Source organism: Ruegeria sp. AL1 (assembly GCF_056540905.1).
Genome location: NZ_JBQFXP010000013.1, coordinates 49,998 through 67,614, shown reverse-complemented (window position 1 = coordinate 67,614; position 17,617 = coordinate 49,998). Strand labels below are relative to the sequence as shown.

Below are 17,617 nucleotides of genomic sequence, written 5' to 3'. Positions count from 1 at the left end.
CCGGTTCTGGTTCAGGGGCCGTCGAAGGCCCGCACATGGGTCAGCGAGGGCACCCGGCGGCGCGCCTCGGACACAGAACTATCATCCAAATCGAAAATGTGAATGCCCGGATCGGTACCTGCGTCGATCAGCACCTCTCCCCACGGGGCGACAACCATGCTGTGACCATAGGTGTACCGCGTCTTGCCGCGCGTTTTCGGGTGCTCTCCGGTCTGGGCCGGGGCCAGAACCCAACAGCCGGTCTCAATCGCCCGCGCGCGCAACAGCGATTCCCAATGCGCGGCCCCTGTCACCGGCGAAAACGCCGCCGGGACCGTCAGGATTCGCGCACCGGCCTGCGCCAACGCAGCGTAAAGATGCGGAAAGCGGATATCGTAACAGATGGTGAGGCCGACCTTGCCGAATTCGGTTTCGGCAATCACAGCCCGGTCGCCGGGGCGGTAGTTCTTCGATTCGCGAAAGGTCTCGGTTTCAGTGACCTGCACATCGAACATATGGATCTTGTCATAGCGCGCCACGATCTGCCCCTGCGGGTCGATCATGAAACAGCGATTGGCAAAGCGCCCATCGGTGTCATGGGTCTTGACCGCCAGCGAGCCGATCAGCAGCCAGACGCCCAGCGCAGCGGCCTGATCGCGCAGGCCCGCTAGCGTGAAGTCGTCTTCCTCAAACTGCAGAACCGCGCGCTGCCGTGTGGTGCTGGTGGAGACACAATTCGTCACCTCAGGCGTCAGGATAAAGCGCGCGCCCTGATCAGCCGCCTGGGCCATCAGGTCGCGCACCATGTCCAGATTTTCGGCCGGATCGTCCGAAGCGGTGATCTGCAGCAGGGCTGTCTTCATGCCGCCAGCAGGCGGTCCAGCTTGCCTTGGCGGTCCAGTTCATAGAGGTCATCACAGCCGCCCACATGCTGCGCGCCAATAAAAATCTGCGGCACGGTGCGTTTGCCACCCGCGCGTTTAATCATCTCAGGCTTGCGTTTGGGATGCATCAGCACATCGACCTCTTTGAACTCGACGCCCTTCTGTTTCAGCAGCCGCTTGGCCGCGTGGCAAAAGCCGCATAGCGGTGAGGTATAGATTTCTACCGGTTTCATAATCCGTCCCTTCGGGTTTCGCGTGATCTTCCGGGAATTAGGCATCCTTGGCAACGCGCGCTAGGGTCAACACGAAAATATGATTTGCCCCTGCCTCTTTGCAAACACGGGCGCAGGCCGTCAGCGTCGCGCCCGAGGTCATCACGTCGTCCACCAGCACCACATCCCGACCCCGCATCCGGTGTTTGCGTCCGGGATGTACCGCAATCGCCTTTTCCAGCACCTCGGCACGTTCCTTCGCGGTCTTACCGTCCAGAACCGGTGTTCTTATCCGCCGGGTCAATAAGTCCGGGCATATCTCAAGCCCCGTCAACCGCCCCAGTTGCCTGACCAGCAGAGCCGATTGGTTATACCGCCGTTTCAGCAGGCGCGACCAATGCAGCGGCACCGGAGCGATCAGCACATCGTCGCGCAACAGGTCTCGCCCGGCGAGCGCCATCCACTGCGCCGCCGGGCGGGCCAGTTCCGGTCGGTCGCCGTGTTTCAGCGCCAGGATCAAAGCCCGCGCCTTGCCGCCATATAAAAGGGCAGAACGTCCATCGGCCCAGGGGCGCGGCGATTTCATGCAGTCATCGCATTCGGTGCGATACCCGTCGGCCTCACCCGGCAAGGGTATCCCGCAACTTTCGCAAACCACTCCACCAATAAACGGCGTATCGCGCCAGCAGGACCCGCACAGACCGAAATCGGATTCAGTCAACGCGCCACACCCCATGCATCGCGGTGGGTAGATCAGCTTTATCGCAGTTTGAATCCGCGGCCATTTGCGGTAACTGCGCCTCATGAAACTGCCCGAGTCCAACACACCCTCACTGTTTGATCGCCCAGCTCTTGCCCTGCACCGCACCCGCGCACGGGATGACGCCCTGTTTCTGCACCATGCTGCCATCGACGAAGTGCAGGATCGGTTGTTGATGGTAAACAAATCCTTTACGGCACCGGGTGTGGTGACCCCCTTCCCGCAAATCTGGCAGGGTGTGTTTCCTACGGCACAGGTCGTAAGGGATGATGAGGTGCTGGCGCTGACCCCCGGCGCGCATGATCTGGTGATCCATGCCATGGGGCTGCATTGGGCAAATGACCCGGTCGGTCAATTGATTCAATGCCACCGTGCATTGCGCCCCGACGGGCTGTTGCTGGTGATCTGTCTGGGCGGCGAGACGCTGAATGAGCTGCGCGCGTCACTCGGACAAGCCGAGATCGAGGTCACCGGCGGGCTCAGCCCTCGCATCGCCCCGATGGCCGAGCTGCGCGACTTGGGCGGTTTGTTGCAACGCGCCGGGCTGGCGCTGCCTGTGGCGGACACGGCGCGCCTGACGGCAGAGTACCGAGACCTGTCGCACCTGATGCATGACTTGCGCGCCATGGGTGAAAGCAACTGCCTGTCTGCGCGTGTGAAGCATCTGACACGGCGACAGGTTTTTGATCGGGCCCAGCAAATCTATTCCGAGCATTTCAGCACAGCCAGCGGGCGGTTGACGGCCACGTTCGACCTGATCTGCCTGACCGGCTGGTCGCCGGATGCCAGCCAGCAAAAACCGTTGCGTCCCGGATCGGCACAAACACGACTTGCGGACGCTCTGGGCACCAAAGAAGGCAAACTGTCCGATTGACGGCGCACCAATTCCGTTTATCTCAGCCCAGAACGCAAACTTTCAGGAAGCACGATATGTTTGACGCCCTCCGCCCCGCTCATGCGCCTGCCGACCATCCTAAGGTCAAAATGGGCCGCGTCGGCATTCTGCTGGCCAATCTGGGCACCCCCGACGACTATACCTATTGGCCGATGCGCCGCTACCTGAACGAGTTCCTGTCCGATCAGCGCGTGATCGACTATCCAAAGTGGAAATGGCAGCCCATCCTGCAGGGCATCATCCTGAGCAAACGCCCCTTCAGCTCGGGCGAAGCCTACAAATCGATTTGGAATCATGACAAGGGCGAAAGCCCCTTGATGACCATTACAAAGGACCAGACGGCCAAGCTGCATGACGCGATGAAAGCCCGGTATGGCGGTCAGGTTATGGTTGATTTCTGTATGCGCTATGGCAACCCGTCAACCAAATCCAAAGTGCGCGAGATGGTTGCCGCTGGTTGTGACCGCATCCTGTTTTTCCCGCTGTACCCGCAATATGCCGGAGCTACGACCGCCACCGCCAACGATCAGTTTTTCCGCGCCCTGATGGAGGAAGCCTGGCAGCCCGCCAGCCGCACGGTACCGGCCTATTTCGATGAGCCGGCCTATATCGATGCACTGGCCGGATCTGTCGAGGCCGCGTATGCCAAGATGGACACAAAGCCGGACATTCTGGTCTGTTCTTACCACGGCATGCCGGAACGGTATTTGCAGCAAGGCGATCCCTATCATTGCCAGTGTGCTAAAACGACACGGCTGCTGAAAGAGCGGCTGGGCTGGTCAGATGATCAACTGGTGTCCACCTTCCAATCACGATTTGGCCCCGAAGAGTGGCTGAAACCCTATACAGTCGATCACGTCGCCGACCTGGCCCGTCAGGGCAAAAAGAATATCGCCGTCATCGCGCCCGCGTTCTCAGCCGATTGCATCGAGACGCTGGAAGAGATCAACGAAGAGATCAAGGAAAGCTTTGAAGAAGCAGGCGGCGAGACCTTCACCTATATCCCATGCCTCAACGATGATGATTCGCACATTGCCGCGCTAAGCAAGGTGATCGAGACCAATTTGAAAGGCTGGCTGGACTGATCCGGCCCTTCATCCGGGAACGAAAAAAGGCGGTGGATTGCCCCACCGCCTTTTCTTTTGATATCGCTCGTCGAATTAGCCTGCGGCAACAGCAGCAGCAACAACAACCAGCAGGATCAGCGGCAGGATGATGCCCTGCGACGAACCCTGAGTCTCTTCAACAACGACAGGTGCTTCAACAACCGGCTCTTCCAGGTTGCCAGCATACGCAGTCGAAGCAGCAGCGGTCAGTGCGGCGGCGAGAACGAGTTTCTTCATAATTAACCTCCAGAATTTGCACGGTTTCATTTGGCGAAACCGCACATCTAAGACTTACCTCGTGTTTTTTTCTAATCAGCTATCCTGATGGAATGCAATTATTACTTACGAAACAAGCGGGTTCGTGCGCGAAAATGTCGTCAAATTAGCAACACTTGCGTGCCAACCTCGGCCATCGCGAAAAGCTCGGCGATATCTTCGTTGAACAGACCGATGCAGCCATTCGAAGACCGACGTCCGATTTTGCGCGTGTCATGGGTACCGTGTATGCGGTAGTACTTCCAGCTAAGGTACAAAGCGTGTGTTCCCAACGGGTTATCGGGGCCCGGCGGAATATGATCCGGCCATTCCGGATTTCGCTTTTTCATAGATGGTGTCGGCGACCAGCTTGGGCCTTCGACCTTGCGGATAACACTGGTGCGTCCGCGTCTGGTCAGTTCTTCGGTCAAAGGCACCGATGAGGGATAGAGTTTATAGACAGATTCATCTTCTGACCAATAATGCAGCGCCCGTGACACGGTATCGACCAGAATGGCCCCGTTTTTTGTGTTCGAAAAGTAAGGTTGCCAGTCCTGCGCCCGGAATCCCGATACGTTGCGGCGCACCGGCGCTTCCGGCTCGGGCGCGGGACGCAATGGGTCTCCGGGGATGTATTGCGCGATCGCCGGAGACGCCAGACTCGCGGCAGCGCCTGCCATAAATCCTCGGCGCGACGGAACGAGTATGCGTTTATTGACCATGATGTGCGGTCCTTTGATAAGAAAAGAAGCGAAATCTGAGGCATTCTATGGCCAGAATGCTTCAGTCGCAAATCAAACCGGCAAAATCATGCAAGGCGGACCCAATGGGCATTTGCCCTGCGCCCTGAGGCAAGGTATTTCCCGTGTTAACTCTGATTTAAGGCCCATCATGACACGCATTTTTTCCCTGATCCTGATTTGTCTTGTCGCGCTGGCGGCATGTACCGATTCGCGCACCAGCACGTTGGGGGCGGATGGCAGACCGCTGCCGACGGTTTACAAGATCCGGGGCAACCCCGAAAAACTGCAGTTTCGCATGTTGGATTCTGTCAATGCGTTGCGTCAGGCCTCCGGGTTGCAGCCGGTGCAATTGAACGCACAACTCAACGCGGCGGCCGCGACCCACTCCAAGGACATGGCCCGTCAGAACCGTCCGTGGCACTTTGGTTCAGACGGCTCGTCACCGATAGATCGGGTTGCCCGCGTTGGGTATTTCGGCACGTTCCTGGGCGAGGCAATCTCGGAAACCTTTGAAACCGAGACCGAAACCCTCGCCGCGTGGATGCAGGAGCCCGGGCCCCGGTCGGTCATCATGGACCCGAAAGCGACACAAATGGGATTCGCCTGGCACCAGGAAAACGGCGGGAAAATCTGGTGGACGCTGGAGATGGGAACCGGCGGCTGATCTCGGTCGCCACCCGTAAAAGCCCCCGAAAACCGGGGGCTTTTTTGTTTCGGCGTTAAGCGGCCTGAACCGATTGCGCTTCGGTCAGTATTGCATACAGCTTGACCGGATCAGGGTTGGCGCGCAGCTTTGCGCAGACCGACTGCTCGCGCAACGTGCGTGACACCAGTGCCAGTGCCTTCAGATGATCGACACCGGCCTCTTCGGGTGCGAACAGGGAAAACGCAATGTCGACGGGCTGGCGGTCAACCGCACCGAAATCAATCGGCTTTTCCAGCATGACGAATACACCGGTCACTGCCTCAAGCTCGGTCAGGCGCGCGTGTGGCAAGGCTACGCCGTGCCCGACGCCAGTTGGACCAAGACTCTCACGCTCGAGCAAACTGTCGACGACAGTTTGCGCATCCAGACCCAGAGTTACGGCAGCAACATCGCCAATTTCCTGAAACAAACGTTTTTTACTGGAAGCCGCGGACAACACGCGCACCGCTTCGGGCTTTAGAATGCTCGAAAGCTCCATTGATTTGCTCCTGCGCGCCGCCCCCGACTGTCACGGGGACGGGCCAAAATTTCCTGCCTGTTAAGGATCGATCCAGCCGATATTGCCGTCCTCGCGACGGTATACGACATTCAACCCATCCTTGTTCTCATTTCGAAACACCAGCACCGGGGCACCGGCCAGTTCCATCTGCATAACAGCTTCACCGACACTCAGCGACGGAATCTTAGTCTCCATCTCTGCCACAATCATAGGCTGCAGAGAATCGGGCTCGTCCGCTGTATCCGATTCGTCAGAGGCGAGGATATAAGACGACGCACCAAAGAGTTCAACCGGTTCGGACCGATCCTTGTGATGGTCCTTCAGGCGACGTTTGTAACGCCGCAACTGTGTTTCCATCTTGTCACAGCATCCCTCGAAGGCCGCGTAAATCTCGGTGGCATGGGCCTTGGCCTGCGCCGTCAGACCGGTCGACAGATGGACGGTGGTTTCGCATACATATTCATGCGCCGAACGGGAAAAGACGACATTGGCATCTGTCGGTCGCTGGGCATATTTGCCAACGACCTCGCCCAGTTCGGTCTGCACGTGAGTCTGCAGAGCCGCGCCGATGTCGATCTGTTTTCCGCTGATTTGGTAACGCATGTGATCTCCTTCACAATTCACACCCTTATTGACGTCATCCGAATAGATGCGCCTGTTTTTTATCGGGTGGGGGGTCGCGACATATGCTGCGGTTGTCCCCGTCCCGGCCCTTCGATGAAGGAGCCATCCGATCCAGGTTGGAACCGTAGAAATGCCATGAACCAATTGAGGCAAGACACAGCGGAAAAGTCAATCAAAACAGCCGTGTATATACGCGATTTCCGCCATGCAGCCGACGCAATTCTGCGCAACCTCATGAAATCCTGAAATTTTCGCCCAGATAGACACGGCGTACATTTTCGTTTTCGACAACCTCGTCGGGGGTTCCGGACATCAGGACCTGTCCGTCATGCAGAATGTAGGCGCGATCCACGATCTCAAGCGTTTCGCGCACATTGTGGTCGGTAATCAAGACACCGATACCTCGTTTTTTCAGATCGGCCACCAGATGCCGGATATCGCCAACGCTGATCGGATCAACACCCGCAAAAGGTTCATCTAACAGCAGGTATTTCGGGTCCGCTGCAAGGCAGCGCGCGATTTCGACCCGGCGGCGCTCTCCGCCGGACAAGGCCAGCGCCGGGGCGCGGCGCAAATGTTCGATCGAGAAGTCCGAAAGCAGCTCTTCCAGACGTTCCTTGCGGCGATGGGCGTGATCGACGGTGATATCCAGTACAGCGGCGATGTTGTCTTCCACGCTCATGCCGCGAAAGATTGACATCTCCTGTGGCAGATAGCCAATTCCCAAGCGGGCGCGGCGGTACATCGGCAAGGTCGTGACGGTCTGGCCATCAATGGTGACGGTTCCCGCCTCGGGGAACACCAGCCCGGCCACGGAATAGAAGGTCGTCGTCTTGCCTGATCCGTTCGGCCCCAGCAACGCAACCACTTCTGAGCGATCCAGCGTCATCGAGACATCGCGGATGACCGTTTTCTTGCGATAGGATTTGCGCAGCTTCTCGATCCGCAGGCCCGAGGACCCTTCGGCCACCGAGAGCTTTGGGCGTGCCATCAGTTCTGCCCCTGCTGCAGGATGGTTTTGACGTTACCCGTCATCGTCGCGGTGCCCGTGGTCAGGTTCGCGGTCATCTGATCGCCACTGATGACACTGGGCCCCTGCGTCAGCAAGACATTGCCCCGCATCTCGATGACGCCGGTATCAATGGTGTATTCCGCCCAATCCCCTTCCGCCGCATCCGGAGGGCTGACCAGAACGACATTCTCGGTGGCCTCCATCCGCTCAATCGCCGATTGTTCCTGATTGTAAATCACCAGCACGCGTTCCGCCGTAAGACGCATTTCGCCCTGGATGACGATGACATTGCCCAGAAATTCGGCCGAGCCATCCTCTTGATTCACATTCAGCGACTCGGACGTCACTTCGACCGGTTGCGTCGGGTCGGCCTTGACCGCCCCAAAGGCGACCTGCGCCTCTTGCGCCAGCGATGGCAGAGCGGACAGAGTCAGGGCAATACAAACAAGGGCTACACGGAAATCATACACAGGTTATCTTTCTGCTTTCTGAGGTTCGTATATCAGCTTCACGCCATCTGTAAAAAGAATATGGACAGGTCCGTCCTTTTTTTCCGTTCCGAATGTCATTCGTCCGGCTGTAAAATCACCGATGGGGCCGGTGCCATTGATCTGACCGGGCGTATCCCCACGGATCTCATTAAGTGACGTATTCAACAGATCGGTTGTCACCTGAATTCCATCGGCTGTGGTGATCACCACATCGCCGACAAAGGTTGCAGTGCCCTTGTCGGGGCGAATTCTGCCGGAATTGGATTCCAGCGTGATTTCACCGCCGTTGCGCAATCCGAACCGGCCCTGCAACTCGGAAGCGGTCGGGTCAGTGGCCTCGGCCCCCTGACGCGCCTGGCGCGCGACAACCTGAATCTCTTCACCATCCCGGGTCACGCCCTTGTAGTTTGGGCGGGTGACGACCTGATTGGACAGGCGCTCATCGATTTCCTGACCCGAAAACGGGACATTCACATTGGTGTCGACACTGCGCGAAAGCAGAAAGACCGTGGACAGCAGCAATATCGCCGCAAGCGGCAGCAGAACCTTGAGGAACTGCACCATGCGGGAATAACGATCCACGTCAGCCCCCTATCCCAAACCAGCCCGCAGGCAGTCATGAATGTGCAGAATACCCTCGGCGCGGCCGTCTTTTTCCGGGTCGATGACAAAAAGGCAGGTGATCTTGGGATCTTGCATCGTCATGAGCGACACCGCGCCCTCGGCAAGCTCGTCCGGGCCGATGGTGCGGGGATTTGTGGTCATGACCTGATCGACCGTCAGGTTCAGCAGCCCGTCCATATGCCGCCGAAGGTCACCGTCGGTCACAATGCCCAGCATACGATGATCTTCGTTTTCAACACCGACGACACCAAAGCCCTTTTGACTCATTACCAAAAGCGCCTCGCTCATGGGGGTGCCGGATGGAACCACTGGGGTGTCCCTGTGCATCAGGTCGCGCACTTTGCTCAGCTGTGCTCCGAGCTTCCCGCCGGGATGAAAGTCTCGGAAGTTTTCTGGTTTGAAGTCGCGATATTTCATGAGCGCGATTGCCAACGCATCACCCATCGCCAAAGTCAGCGTGGTCGAGATCGAGGGCACCATGCCATACCCGCAGGCTTCACCCAGAGACGGGATCAGCAGATGGACATCCGCCTGCGTCATCAACGTGCTTTCAGGCTTGCTGGACAACCCGATCAGAGGGATGTCGAACCGGCGCGTAAAGGCGAGCAGGTTGGCAAGTTCCGGCGCTTCGCCCGAATTCGAGATGGCCAGGACAACATCACCCTTCGACACCATGCCCAGATCGCCGTGGCTGGCCTCGGCGGGGTGCACGAAATACGCAGGCGTACCGGTGCTGGCCAAGGTCGCCGCGATCTTGTGCCCGATATGCCCGGATTTACCGATTCCGCTTACAATAAGGCGACCCGTCGCCTGCAGAATAAGATGAACTGCCTCGGCAAAATGATCATCCAGACTGTCGGCCAGAACATCCAGTGCCCGGGCTTCGTCGGTCACAACCTGTCGGGCGGTTTTCAGAAATGATTCGTTGTCGGTCATGAGTGTGCAAAGATATCCGTTTCAGGCCAACCAGCCAGGTCCAGTTTCGCGCGGGTCGGCAGGAATTCAAAACAAGCCTGCGCGACGTCAGTCCTATCTTCACGAGCCAGTCTGAGGTTCAATTCGTCCCGCAGCCGATGCAGATACAAAACATCCGAAGCCGCGTATTCCAACTGCGCATCTGTCAGGGTTTCCGCGCCCCAATCGCTCATCTGCTGCTGTTTCGAAATATCGACACTGATCAGTTCCTGACACAGGTTTCGCAGCCCGTGCCGATCCGTATAGGTCCGCACCAGACGGCTGGCGATCTTGGTGCAATAGACGGGTGCCGCGAGCGCTCCGAACGTGTGATACATGGCAGCAATATCGAAGCGGCCAAAGTGGAATAACTTCAGAACTTCGGGATTCTCGAGCATCGCACACAGATTGGGTGCCGTCGTCTGCCCCTTTTCCACCTGAACGATGTGACTGTTGCCGTCCCCGCCCGACATCTGGATAACGCACAGGCGATCGCGATGCGGGTTCAGCCCCATCGTCTCGCAATCGATGGCCACAACAGGCCCCAGATCCAGCCCGTCCGGCAGATCGTTCTTGTATAAATGGTTCGCCACGCGACATTCCTTTGTCCGGTCTTGACCCCGAAATAGGAGGTTTTGTTCACAAACTCAACGCCGTCTCTTCGCCACACACGCGACCCCCATACTTGCTTGACTGTATCCCCATGGGGAGGATAGGGATAAGAAATGAAAACCAACCCTCACCAGGCGCATACGCAGATCACGGCGCGACTGAAGCGTGCCCATGGTCATCTGGCCAAGGTTATCGACATGCTCGACAACCAGGCCCCCTGCGCAGATATCGCGCAACAGCTTTTTGCCGTGGAAAAAGCGATTACCAACGCGAAACGCGCGCTGATACATGACCACATCGACCACTGCCTGTCTTCCAAGGGCGAAGAGGTTGAGGGTTTCAAAGAAATAACAAAGTATCTCTGAGACATGTTCAGCGTTCTGAAAAACCGCACATATCGCCATCTGCTGGCCGCGCAGGTGGTCGCCCTGACCGGAACGGGGCTGGCCACAGTGGCGCTCGGGTTGCTGGCCTTCGACCTGGCCGGAGGGGCTGCGGGCCTGGTTTTGGGCACGGCGCTGACCATCAAAATGGTGGCCTATGTCACGATTGCGCCTCTGGCCGCGGCTTTTGCTGAACGGTTGGACCGGCGGCGTATGCTGGTGGCGCTGGATCTGGTGCGGGCTCTTGTTGCCCTGTGTCTGCCCTTCGTCACCGAGGTCTGGCAAGTCTATGTGCTGATATTCGTGCTGCAATCGGCCTCGGCCGGGTTTACCCCGGCTTTTCAGGCAACCATCCCGGATGTTCTGACCGATGAGCAGGAATATACCAAGGCATTGTCTCTGTCCCGTCTGGCGTATGATCTGGAAAGCCTGCTCAGCCCGATGCTGGCGGCGGCGTTATTGCTGATTGTCAGCTTCGACAACCTGTTCTGGGGAACCTGCCTGGGGTTTGTGGCCTCTGCCATACTGGTGGTATCGGTCACGTTGCCATCGCCAAAACCCACCCAGAGGCGTGGCATCTACGATCGCACAACACGGGGCATCCGCATCTACCTGAAAACACCGCGCTTGCGTGGCCTGCTGGCATTGAGTTGGACGGCGGCGGCGCTGAGCGCGATGGTCATCGTCAACACGGTGGTGATCGTGCGCGCGCAGATGGGTCTGTCGGAAAGCGCCGTGGCCATCGCGCTGGCCGGGTTCGGCGGCGGTTCGATGCTGGCGGCATTTGCGCTGCCCCGGATATTGGAGCGTTTCCCGGATCGCCGCGTGATGCTGAGTGGCGCCACAATAGCCACCGGAGTCATGTCCCTGGCCGCAGCCCTTTCGGCGGTAATACCTCCGTCTTTGGCGACACTGACCGGGACCTGGGCTCTGGTCGGGTTTGGATATGCCGCCACGCTGACGCCTTCGGGCCGCCTTCTGACACGTTCGGCCCATCCCGAGGATCGACCAGCTGTGTTTGCCGCTCAGTTCACCTTGTCCCACGGATGCTGGCTGTTCCTATACCCTCTGGCCGGCTGGCTCATGACGCAGTTTGGCACGACCGTGGCACTGGCCGGCATGGCGACTGCCGCCGTTCTGGGCCTTGGCCTTGGCCTGATCGTGTGGCCGCGCCCCACGCAAGGTGCCATTATCCACGATCATCCCGAACTGCCCCGAACGCATCCGCATCTTTCGGGACCCGCGCCACATGCGCATCCCATCGTGATCGACGATCTGCACCCGAATTTCCCGCGTCTGTCTTGAGCGCGACAGCCAAACCGACCAAAATCAGGGCGATACCAGCCTGAACCGGAGCTTAAATGGACCCGCTCGACCGTCGCATTATCGCCGCCCTTCAGCACAATGCCCGCGCCTCGACCACACGCATCGCTGCCACGCTTGGGGTTGCGCGCACAACCGTACACGAACGCATTCACCGGATGGAGGAGCGGGGCGTCATTCAGGGATACTCGGTGGTGCTCGGCGAAACCGAAGACACGCCCAAGGTTCAGGTGATTGTCTTGCTCGAAGTCCAGCAGAAAGAGACCACCCGCATCATCAAGCGCCTCGAAGCCTATCCCGAAGTTAGGCTGTGCCTCTCGATCAACGGCGACTTTGACCTGTTGCTGACTGCCGAGGCTCCACGGCTGGAAGATCTGGATATTCTGGTGGACGAATTGGCCAAGATACCCGGGGTTTTGCGCACCAACACAAGCGTTGTGTTCGGTCGAAAGATCGACAGGACATAGACGTCGCTAACGGTCTGTAAACCGAAAACCGGCTAGCGTTGCGGGACGATGTCAGAATCCCCGGGTTGGCAGAATGCAGAACCTTACATTTCAATCGCTTGCCGCGGTGGCGCTGGTTTTCACAGCGTCAGGCGCTTGGGCAATGACAAATCCATGCGATCGCGCGGCCGAGCGGGCGGCTCGGGCCGAAAACGTCCCGTTGAACGTTCTTCGCGCGATTTCCCGGGTGGAAACCGGAAGAACACAGGGCGGACAGTTTGAACCCTGGCCCTGGACCGTCAATCTTGAGGGCAAAGGGTTCTGGTTTAAGACCGAGGCAGAGGCGAAGACATACCTCTTCGATGTTTTCAGAACCGGCGCGCGCAGTTTTGATGTGGGCTGTTTCCAGATCAACTATCGCTGGCACGGGCAGGCTTTTCGATCCATCGACGCCATGTTCGACCCGGACGAAAATGCAACATATGCAGCGCGATTTCTGAGGCAACTCTACGTAGAGCTCGGCTCGTGGCCCGCTGCTGCCGGTGCGTACCATTCGCGAACGCAATCACTTGCACAACGGTACACCGAGCGGTTCCGGAATGTTCTGGCCGGGTTGGACTCACCCGGCGCAAACCCACTGGAAAATACCGAAATCATACTGGCCCGGCCGAACCCGCTGATCCCGTTGCAAGCAGATGCCCGGCCCACCGCTTTGGGGTCACTGGTTCCAGATAACAAACGCACCGTCCCTTTCATCCCCATCAACTAGGAGGCCCAGGTGCCCCGGATCGATATTCGCGCGCTCTTTTCCCCCACGGTTTTGCTGGCGATGGCTTTGATGGCAGTCATCGTGATGATGATCCTGCCGATGCCCGCCTGGGTGTTGGATATCGGCCTGGCCACCTCCTTTGCTCTGGCTATACTGATCTTCACCCTGACGTTGTTCATAGAACGACCTTTGGATTTCTCTTCCTTCCCGACCATCCTTCTGGCGTCCCTGATGTTGCGACTGTCGCTTAACGTGTCGTCCACCAAGCTGATCATAGGGCAAGGGCATACGGGAACCAGCGCTGCGGGCAATGTGATCGAAGGGTTCGCCCAGTTTGTCATGGGCGGCAGTATTTTTCTGGGGCTGGTTGTGTTCGGTGTGCTGCTGATCGTGAATTTCATGGTCATCACCAAAGGCGCAACCCGTATGGCTGAGGTGGGCGCTCGGTTTGCGCTGGACGGAATGCCCGGCAAACAACTGGCCATCGACAGCGATATGTCGGCCGGGGCCATCGACCACCAACAGGCGAAAGAGCGTCGTGAACGGGAACAGCAGGAAACCACGTTCTTCGGCTCGTTGGACGGAGCATCTAAATTCGTCAAAGGCGATGCGGTTGCCGGCCTACTGATCACTTTGTTGAACCTTGTAATGGGTCTCGTTATGGGCGTGATCGTGCACGGGATGCCGGTGGGGTCCGCATTCGAAACCTACGCAATCCTGACGGTGGGCGATGGGCTGGTTTCGCAAATCCCGGCGGTGATTATCTCGATCGCATCTGCATTGCTGCTGGCGCGCGGTGGCACTCAGGGTGCCACGGACAGTGCGATCTTTGCGCAGTTGGGGCGGCATCCAGCTGCATTGGGCGCGGTGTCGGTGCTGATGATCCTGTTTGCACTGGTGCCCGGGTTGCCCTTTGTTCCGTTCATATTGGGGGCCGGAGTTCTGGGCTTTGCCGCATACAGCGGTTTGAAGAAACAAAAGGCACAGGCCGTCGCCGCCGAAACCCCTAGTCCCGTCAGCGATCACTCCACGCCACAAGCGATCGGAGACATTCTGGACCTGGATGACGTGCATCTGGAATTCGCGCCCGATCTGGTGAGCATGGTCCTGAATCCGGGCACCGGGCTGGATGCACGGATCGCCAATATGCGGACATATGTGGCATCCAGTTTTGGCCTGATCCTGCCCGAAATCCGTCTGACCGACCGCGCTGACCTGCCTACGGGAACTTACGTGATCAAGGTTCAGGGTGTGGAACAGGCGCGGGGAGTTCTGAACTCTGATCTGGTTCTGGCGCTGGTACAGGATGGCCATGACCTGCTTCCGGATGGCAATGATGTCACCGAACCTGTCTACGGCGCTCCGGCCCGCTGGATTCTGCCCAAGGATCAGGAAGCCGCTGCGCTGAACGGGGCCACGATTGTCACCCCGCCCGAAATTCTGGCGACACACCTGTTGGAGATCATCAAACAGAACTTCTCGCGCCTGCTAACGCTGAAATCCCTGCGACGCCTTCTGTCCGAGATGACGCGGCTAAGCGATCCGACAAGGGCTGAGGCCAACCGTAAACTGCTGGACGAACTCATACCCGACAAGGTTCCGATCGACACCTTGCACGCTGTGCTGCGGCTACTGCTGGATGAAAAAGTATCGATCCGGAATATGGCGCTGATCCTTGAAACGGTTGCCGAAGCGCGGCTGACCACGACCCAACCCGAAGGTATCTGTGAATTGGTGCGCCAAAGGCTGGGCTTCCAACTGATCGCCGACATGAAGCGCGAAGACGGCTCGATCCCTCTCATCCAGCTAGCACCAGAGTGGGAAGATACCTTTGCAACCTACCAGATTGATGCCCCAAATGCCTCGTTGGACGTGGCACTGCCGCCCAATTTGTTCAACAAACTGGCGGATGGCGTAAGCACGACGGTCGCGCAATCGGCCGACCACGGCCTGTTCCCTGCGGTTGTGACCTCTACCCGCCGCCGCAGATTGTTGCGCACGATCATGCAGGCTCGTGGCGTGGCCAATCCGGTTCTTTCCTTCGAAGAGATCGGGCTGGACGCGCGACCCGCTTTGGTTGGAACGGTGCCCGCGTGATCAGTCTGCCAACCGCTCTATTGTCGCAACTCGGCGAAGGTTTGTGGCTTGGTTTTGCCGTTTTTTTGCGGGTCTCGGCCATCGTCTCGCTGATGCCCGCTTTTGGGGAGCGCAGCATCCCGACACGGGTGAAATTCGGCGTGGCGACTGCCTTTACCCTGATTGTTGCGCCTGCGATCTCTGGCCCGGCCCCTTCCTATGGCTTTGACGTCAGCCTTCTCCTGATCGGAACCGAGATTCTGGTTGGACTGGCTCTTGGCATCGGGCTGCGCTTGTTTGTTCTCGCATTGCAAACCGCTGGCTCGATTGCCGCGCAGGCAACCTCATTGTCACAAATCCTTGGGGGCGCAGCGACGGAACCGGTTCCGGCCATGGGGTATTTTCTGACCATGGCGGGATTGGCGCTGGCCGCGTCGATGGGGCTGCACGTGCACGCCGCTCAGTTTCTGATCCACAGCTATACTCTGCTGCCGATGGGAATGCTGCCCATCGCGTCAAATCTGTCACAATGGGGCGTTCAGCAAGTCGCGCGCAGTTTCGGATTGGCATTCGCGCTGGCCACTCCGTTTGTCATCGCCTCGCTGATCTACAATTTGGCGCTTGGCGTGATCAATCGCGCGATGCCGCAACTGATGGTGGCCTTTGTTGGCGCCCCGGCAATAACTTTCGCGGGATTGTTCCTGTTATTCGCGGGGGCGCCGCTGGTGTTATCGGTTTGGTCTGACGCCTTTTCGACCTTTCTGTTGAATCCGATTGAGGTCGGACCATGAGCACGCAGGACGACGACAGCGACAAGTCCTTTGAAGCAACACCTCAGAAACTCGAAAAAGCACGCAAGAAAGGCGAAGTGGCCAAGTCCAACGACCTTTCAGTCGTGGCCGCGTATGCAGGAGTACTGATTGCGCTTCTGCTGGCGGGGCATCACATGGTCAGCAGTCTGGGCACGTCATTTGTGGTCTTGATCGATCGGTCCGACGAAATCGGAGCCCTCCTGATCACCGGCCCATCGACGGGTGTGGTCGGGGGCCTGTTTTTGTCAGCTCTCGTATCCATCGCACCCTTATTTGTACTTCCGGCCCTTGCAGTTCTGCTCAATCTGATCGCGCAACGTGCCTTGATCTTCGCGCCGGAAAAGTTGAAACCGCGTGCCTCGCGTATCTCTCTGATCTCGAATGCCAAAAACAAATTCGGGCGCGGCGGGTTGTTCGAGTTTGCCAAGAGCAGCGTCAAGCTTTTGGTCTACAGCGCCTGCCTGGCCTTGTATCTCCACTGGAACCTGCCCGAGATTCTCACGGCCAGCGCGGCTCCTGCCCGGTCGTCAATACTGCTCATGATAACCCTGCTTTTGCGTTTTTTGTTCATCGTCACGCTTGTTGCACTGGCAATTGGTCTGATCGATTACCTTTGGCAACATGCTGAACACCTGCGCAAAAACCGAATGTCGCGGAAAGAGCTTCAGGATGAAACCAAAGATTCCGAAGGCGACCCACATGTCAAACAACAACGGCGTCAGCGCGCACAGGACATCGCCAGCAACCAAATGATGGCCGAAGTTCCCGCGGCTGACGTTGTGATTGTCAACCCAACCCATTTCGCGGTCGCCCTGAAATGGTCCCGCGCCACCGGAACAGCCCCCGTCTGCGTTGCAAAAGGCGTGGATGAGGTGGCCGCAGCGATCCGGACCAAGGCCAGTGACGCAGGCGTTCCGATCCATTCTGACCCACCAACAGCGCGTGCTCTGCACGCAACGGTCGAAATTGGAGCTGAGATTGACGAAGCCCATTACCGCCCCGTTGCCGCTGCCATTCGTTTTGCCGAAGCGATGCGAAAACGCGCCAAGGAGCAAGTGTCGTGACCCAGAAACAATTGTCCAAACTTGCAAAAGTGACTGAACTGGCGTTTCAGCGCGAATACGAACGATTGCGTCCGATCCTGCTCGACGAAGCCCGCATTCTCGGACAGCTGGCGCAATTGGACAGTCAGATGGCAGAGGTTCGGACCGCAGAGGCGCAATCGCAGGAATACCTTCTGACCGGTGCGGACTTGATGTGGCACAGTTGGGAGGCCACGGCACGTCGGAGGCTGAATATCGAACTCGCGCGCGCGCGGGCGCAAAAGCTGGATGCGTTGGACACGCTGCGCCAAACCTTCGGGCGAAAACAGGCCGTGGCTTCTCTGGCAGAGAAAACCCGTCCCAAAGACCGGCTGGGAAACGCCTGACAAGCAGGATCATGCGAATGACA

At 58.2% G+C, this 17,617-nt stretch carries 23 protein-coding genes; 11 read left to right on the top strand and 12 right to left on the bottom strand.

The features are described from left to right. Positions 1-11: 11 nt before the first annotated feature. The 3 genes from ACRZ9X_RS19385 to ACRZ9X_RS19375 are packed head-to-tail and all read right to left on the bottom strand — an operon-like array spanning position 12 to position 1,880. Positions 12-842, bottom strand: coding sequence for a carbon-nitrogen hydrolase family protein (locus tag ACRZ9X_RS19385; RefSeq protein ID WP_480521725.1), 831 nt, complete (start codon positions 840-842; stop codon positions 12-14). Beyond that, positions 839-1,096, bottom strand: coding sequence for a glutaredoxin 3 (gene grxC / locus ACRZ9X_RS19380; RefSeq protein WP_170657874.1), 258 nt, complete (start codon positions 1,094-1,096; stop codon positions 839-841). The genes ACRZ9X_RS19385 and grxC overlap by 4 nt, the downstream gene beginning before the upstream one ends. A gap of 37 nt (positions 1,097-1,133) precedes the next feature. Then, positions 1,134-1,880: a ComF family protein gene (locus ACRZ9X_RS19375; protein ID WP_480521724.1), complete on the bottom strand. Its 747-nt coding sequence runs from the start codon at positions 1,878-1,880 to the stop codon at positions 1,134-1,136. Here ACRZ9X_RS19375 and ACRZ9X_RS19370 point away from each other — a divergent pair. Continuing rightward, positions 1,879-2,709 carry a methyltransferase domain-containing protein gene (locus ACRZ9X_RS19370; RefSeq protein ID WP_480521723.1) on the top strand — a complete coding sequence of 277 codons (831 nt, stop codon included), beginning with the start codon at positions 1,879-1,881 and terminating at the stop codon, positions 2,707-2,709. The two genes, ACRZ9X_RS19375 and ACRZ9X_RS19370, sit on opposite strands and share 2 nt — an antisense overlap. Before the next feature lie 56 nt (positions 2,710-2,765). Continuing rightward, entirely contained in the window at positions 2,766-3,815 is a 1,050-nt protein-coding gene (hemH, locus tag ACRZ9X_RS19365) for a ferrochelatase (RefSeq protein ID WP_480521722.1), read from the top strand. 75 nt (positions 3,816-3,890) lie between these two features. On the opposite strand, the gene ACRZ9X_RS19360 is transcribed toward hemH, so the two are convergent. Next, positions 3,891-4,073: a hypothetical protein gene (locus ACRZ9X_RS19360; RefSeq protein ID WP_005979327.1), complete on the bottom strand. Its 183-nt coding sequence runs from the start codon at positions 4,071-4,073 to the stop codon at positions 3,891-3,893. 140 nt (positions 4,074-4,213) lie between these two features. Continuing rightward, on the bottom strand, positions 4,214-4,813 hold the full coding sequence (locus tag ACRZ9X_RS19355) for a L,D-transpeptidase (protein ID WP_480521721.1): 600 nt from the start codon (positions 4,811-4,813) through the stop codon (positions 4,214-4,216). Between the two features lie 169 nt (positions 4,814-4,982). On the opposite strand from ACRZ9X_RS19355, the gene dalA reads away from it, so the two are divergent. Next, positions 4,983-5,498 carry a divisome-associated lipoprotein DalA gene (gene dalA / locus ACRZ9X_RS19350; RefSeq protein WP_480521720.1) on the top strand — a complete coding sequence of 172 codons (516 nt, stop codon included), beginning with the start codon at positions 4,983-4,985 and terminating at the stop codon, positions 5,496-5,498. A 55-nt stretch (positions 5,499-5,553) separates the two neighbouring features. Here dalA and ACRZ9X_RS19345 read toward each other — a convergent pair whose 3' ends face one another. The 7 genes from ACRZ9X_RS19345 to ACRZ9X_RS19315 form a co-directional block, all read right to left on the bottom strand. Beyond that, the gene (locus tag ACRZ9X_RS19345) at positions 5,554-6,018 is read right to left on the bottom strand and encodes a PTS sugar transporter subunit IIA (RefSeq protein ID WP_480521719.1); all 465 of its coding nucleotides are present in this window, start codon (positions 6,016-6,018) and stop codon (positions 5,554-5,556) included. A gap of 60 nt (positions 6,019-6,078) precedes the next feature. Further along, positions 6,079-6,642: a ribosome hibernation-promoting factor, HPF/YfiA family gene (gene hpf, locus ACRZ9X_RS19340; RefSeq protein ID WP_480521718.1), complete on the bottom strand. Its 564-nt coding sequence runs from the start codon at positions 6,640-6,642 to the stop codon at positions 6,079-6,081. Positions 6,643-6,895: 253 nt separating this feature from the next. Continuing rightward, complete coding sequence (lptB, locus tag ACRZ9X_RS19335; protein ID WP_480521717.1) at positions 6,896-7,654, bottom strand: LPS export ABC transporter ATP-binding protein; 759 nt, start codon at positions 7,652-7,654, stop codon at positions 6,896-6,898. Next, the gene (locus ACRZ9X_RS19330) at positions 7,654-8,145 is read right to left on the bottom strand and encodes an LptA/OstA family protein (protein WP_480521716.1); all 492 of its coding nucleotides are present in this window, start codon (positions 8,143-8,145) and stop codon (positions 7,654-7,656) included. Before ACRZ9X_RS19330 ends, lptB begins: the two co-directional genes overlap by 1 nt. 3 nt (positions 8,146-8,148) lie before the next feature. Next, positions 8,149-8,748, bottom strand: coding sequence for an LPS export ABC transporter periplasmic protein LptC (locus ACRZ9X_RS19325; protein ID WP_480521715.1), 600 nt, complete (start codon positions 8,746-8,748; stop codon positions 8,149-8,151). 9 nt (positions 8,749-8,757) lie between these two features. Next, the gene (locus tag ACRZ9X_RS19320; RefSeq protein WP_480521714.1) at positions 8,758-9,726 is read right to left on the bottom strand and encodes a KpsF/GutQ family sugar-phosphate isomerase; all 969 of its coding nucleotides are present in this window, start codon (positions 9,724-9,726) and stop codon (positions 8,758-8,760) included. Beyond that, positions 9,723-10,337 carry a ribonuclease D gene (locus tag ACRZ9X_RS19315; RefSeq protein ID WP_480521713.1) on the bottom strand — a complete coding sequence of 205 codons (615 nt, stop codon included), beginning with the start codon at positions 10,335-10,337 and terminating at the stop codon, positions 9,723-9,725. Before ACRZ9X_RS19315 ends, ACRZ9X_RS19320 begins: the two co-directional genes overlap by 4 nt. Positions 10,338-10,469: 132 nt before the next feature. Here ACRZ9X_RS19315 and ACRZ9X_RS19310 point away from each other — a divergent pair, with 132 nt between their 5' ends. From ACRZ9X_RS19310 to ACRZ9X_RS19275, 8 genes are all read left to right on the top strand, one after another. After that, the gene (locus ACRZ9X_RS19310) at positions 10,470-10,721 is read left to right on the top strand and encodes a metal-sensing transcriptional repressor (protein ID WP_480521712.1); all 252 of its coding nucleotides are present in this window, start codon (positions 10,470-10,472) and stop codon (positions 10,719-10,721) included. Positions 10,722-10,724: 3 nt separating this feature from the next. Further along, a complete protein-coding gene (locus ACRZ9X_RS19305; RefSeq protein WP_480521711.1) occupies positions 10,725-12,044 on the top strand; it encodes an MFS transporter in 1,320 nt (439 codons plus the stop codon). A gap of 56 nt (positions 12,045-12,100) precedes the next feature. Then, positions 12,101-12,529 (top strand): Lrp/AsnC family transcriptional regulator, encoded by a 429-nt coding sequence (locus ACRZ9X_RS19300; protein WP_480521710.1) that lies wholly within the window; start codon positions 12,101-12,103, stop codon positions 12,527-12,529. A gap of 142 nt (positions 12,530-12,671) precedes the next feature. Next, complete coding sequence (locus tag ACRZ9X_RS19295; protein WP_480521709.1) at positions 12,672-13,277, top strand: transglycosylase SLT domain-containing protein; 606 nt, start codon at positions 12,672-12,674, stop codon at positions 13,275-13,277. 60 nt (positions 13,278-13,337) lie between these two features. After that, entirely contained in the window at positions 13,338-15,374 is a 2,037-nt protein-coding gene (gene flhA / locus ACRZ9X_RS19290; RefSeq protein WP_480521779.1) for a flagellar biosynthesis protein FlhA, read from the top strand. Beyond that, positions 15,371-16,144: a flagellar biosynthetic protein FliR gene (locus ACRZ9X_RS19285; protein ID WP_480521708.1), complete on the top strand. Its 774-nt coding sequence runs from the start codon at positions 15,371-15,373 to the stop codon at positions 16,142-16,144. The genes flhA and ACRZ9X_RS19285 overlap by 4 nt, the downstream gene beginning before the upstream one ends. Next, on the top strand, positions 16,141-17,229 hold the full coding sequence (flhB, locus tag ACRZ9X_RS19280; RefSeq protein ID WP_480521707.1) for a flagellar type III secretion system protein FlhB: 1,089 nt from the start codon (positions 16,141-16,143) through the stop codon (positions 17,227-17,229). The genes ACRZ9X_RS19285 and flhB overlap by 4 nt, the downstream gene beginning before the upstream one ends. Then, positions 17,226-17,594, top strand: coding sequence for a hypothetical protein (locus ACRZ9X_RS19275; RefSeq protein WP_480521706.1), 369 nt, complete (start codon positions 17,226-17,228; stop codon positions 17,592-17,594). The genes flhB and ACRZ9X_RS19275 overlap by 4 nt, the downstream gene beginning before the upstream one ends. Positions 17,595-17,617: the final 23 nt, after the last annotated feature.

Coding starts and splice junctions, on each gene's coding strand:
- ACRZ9X_RS19385 (WP_480521725.1), bottom strand. CDS start 842: ATGAAGACAGCCCTGCTGCAGATCACCGCTTCGGACGATCCGGCCGAA.
- grxC (WP_170657874.1), bottom strand. CDS start 1,096: ATGAAACCGGTAGAAATCTATACCTCACCGCTATGCGGCTTTTGCCAC.
- ACRZ9X_RS19370 (WP_480521723.1), top strand. CDS start 1,879: ATGAAACTGCCCGAGTCCAACACACCCTCACTGTTTGATCGCCCAGCT.
- ACRZ9X_RS19375 (WP_480521724.1), bottom strand. CDS start 1,880: ATGAGGCGCAGTTACCGCAAATGGCCGCGGATTCAAACTGCGATAAAG.
- hemH (WP_480521722.1), top strand. CDS start 2,766: ATGTTTGACGCCCTCCGCCCCGCTCATGCGCCTGCCGACCATCCTAAG.
- ACRZ9X_RS19360 (WP_005979327.1), bottom strand. CDS start 4,073: ATGAAGAAACTCGTTCTCGCCGCCGCACTGACCGCTGCTGCTTCGACT.
- ACRZ9X_RS19355 (WP_480521721.1), bottom strand. CDS start 4,813: ATGGTCAATAAACGCATACTCGTTCCGTCGCGCCGAGGATTTATGGCA.
- dalA (WP_480521720.1), top strand. CDS start 4,983: ATGACACGCATTTTTTCCCTGATCCTGATTTGTCTTGTCGCGCTGGCG.
- ACRZ9X_RS19345 (WP_480521719.1), bottom strand. CDS start 6,018: ATGGAGCTTTCGAGCATTCTAAAGCCCGAAGCGGTGCGCGTGTTGTCC.
- hpf (WP_480521718.1), bottom strand. CDS start 6,642: ATGCGTTACCAAATCAGCGGAAAACAGATCGACATCGGCGCGGCTCTG.
- lptB (WP_480521717.1), bottom strand. CDS start 7,654: ATGGCACGCCCAAAGCTCTCGGTGGCCGAAGGGTCCTCGGGCCTGCGG.
- ACRZ9X_RS19320 (WP_480521714.1), bottom strand. CDS start 9,726: ATGACCGACAACGAATCATTTCTGAAAACCGCCCGACAGGTTGTGACC.
- ACRZ9X_RS19310 (WP_480521712.1), top strand. CDS start 10,470: ATGAAAACCAACCCTCACCAGGCGCATACGCAGATCACGGCGCGACTG.
- ACRZ9X_RS19305 (WP_480521711.1), top strand. CDS start 10,725: ATGTTCAGCGTTCTGAAAAACCGCACATATCGCCATCTGCTGGCCGCG.
- ACRZ9X_RS19300 (WP_480521710.1), top strand. CDS start 12,101: ATGGACCCGCTCGACCGTCGCATTATCGCCGCCCTTCAGCACAATGCC.
- ACRZ9X_RS19295 (WP_480521709.1), top strand. CDS start 12,672: ATGACAAATCCATGCGATCGCGCGGCCGAGCGGGCGGCTCGGGCCGAA.
- flhA (WP_480521779.1), top strand. CDS start 13,338: ATGGCTTTGATGGCAGTCATCGTGATGATGATCCTGCCGATGCCCGCC.
- flhB (WP_480521707.1), top strand. CDS start 16,141: ATGAGCACGCAGGACGACGACAGCGACAAGTCCTTTGAAGCAACACCT.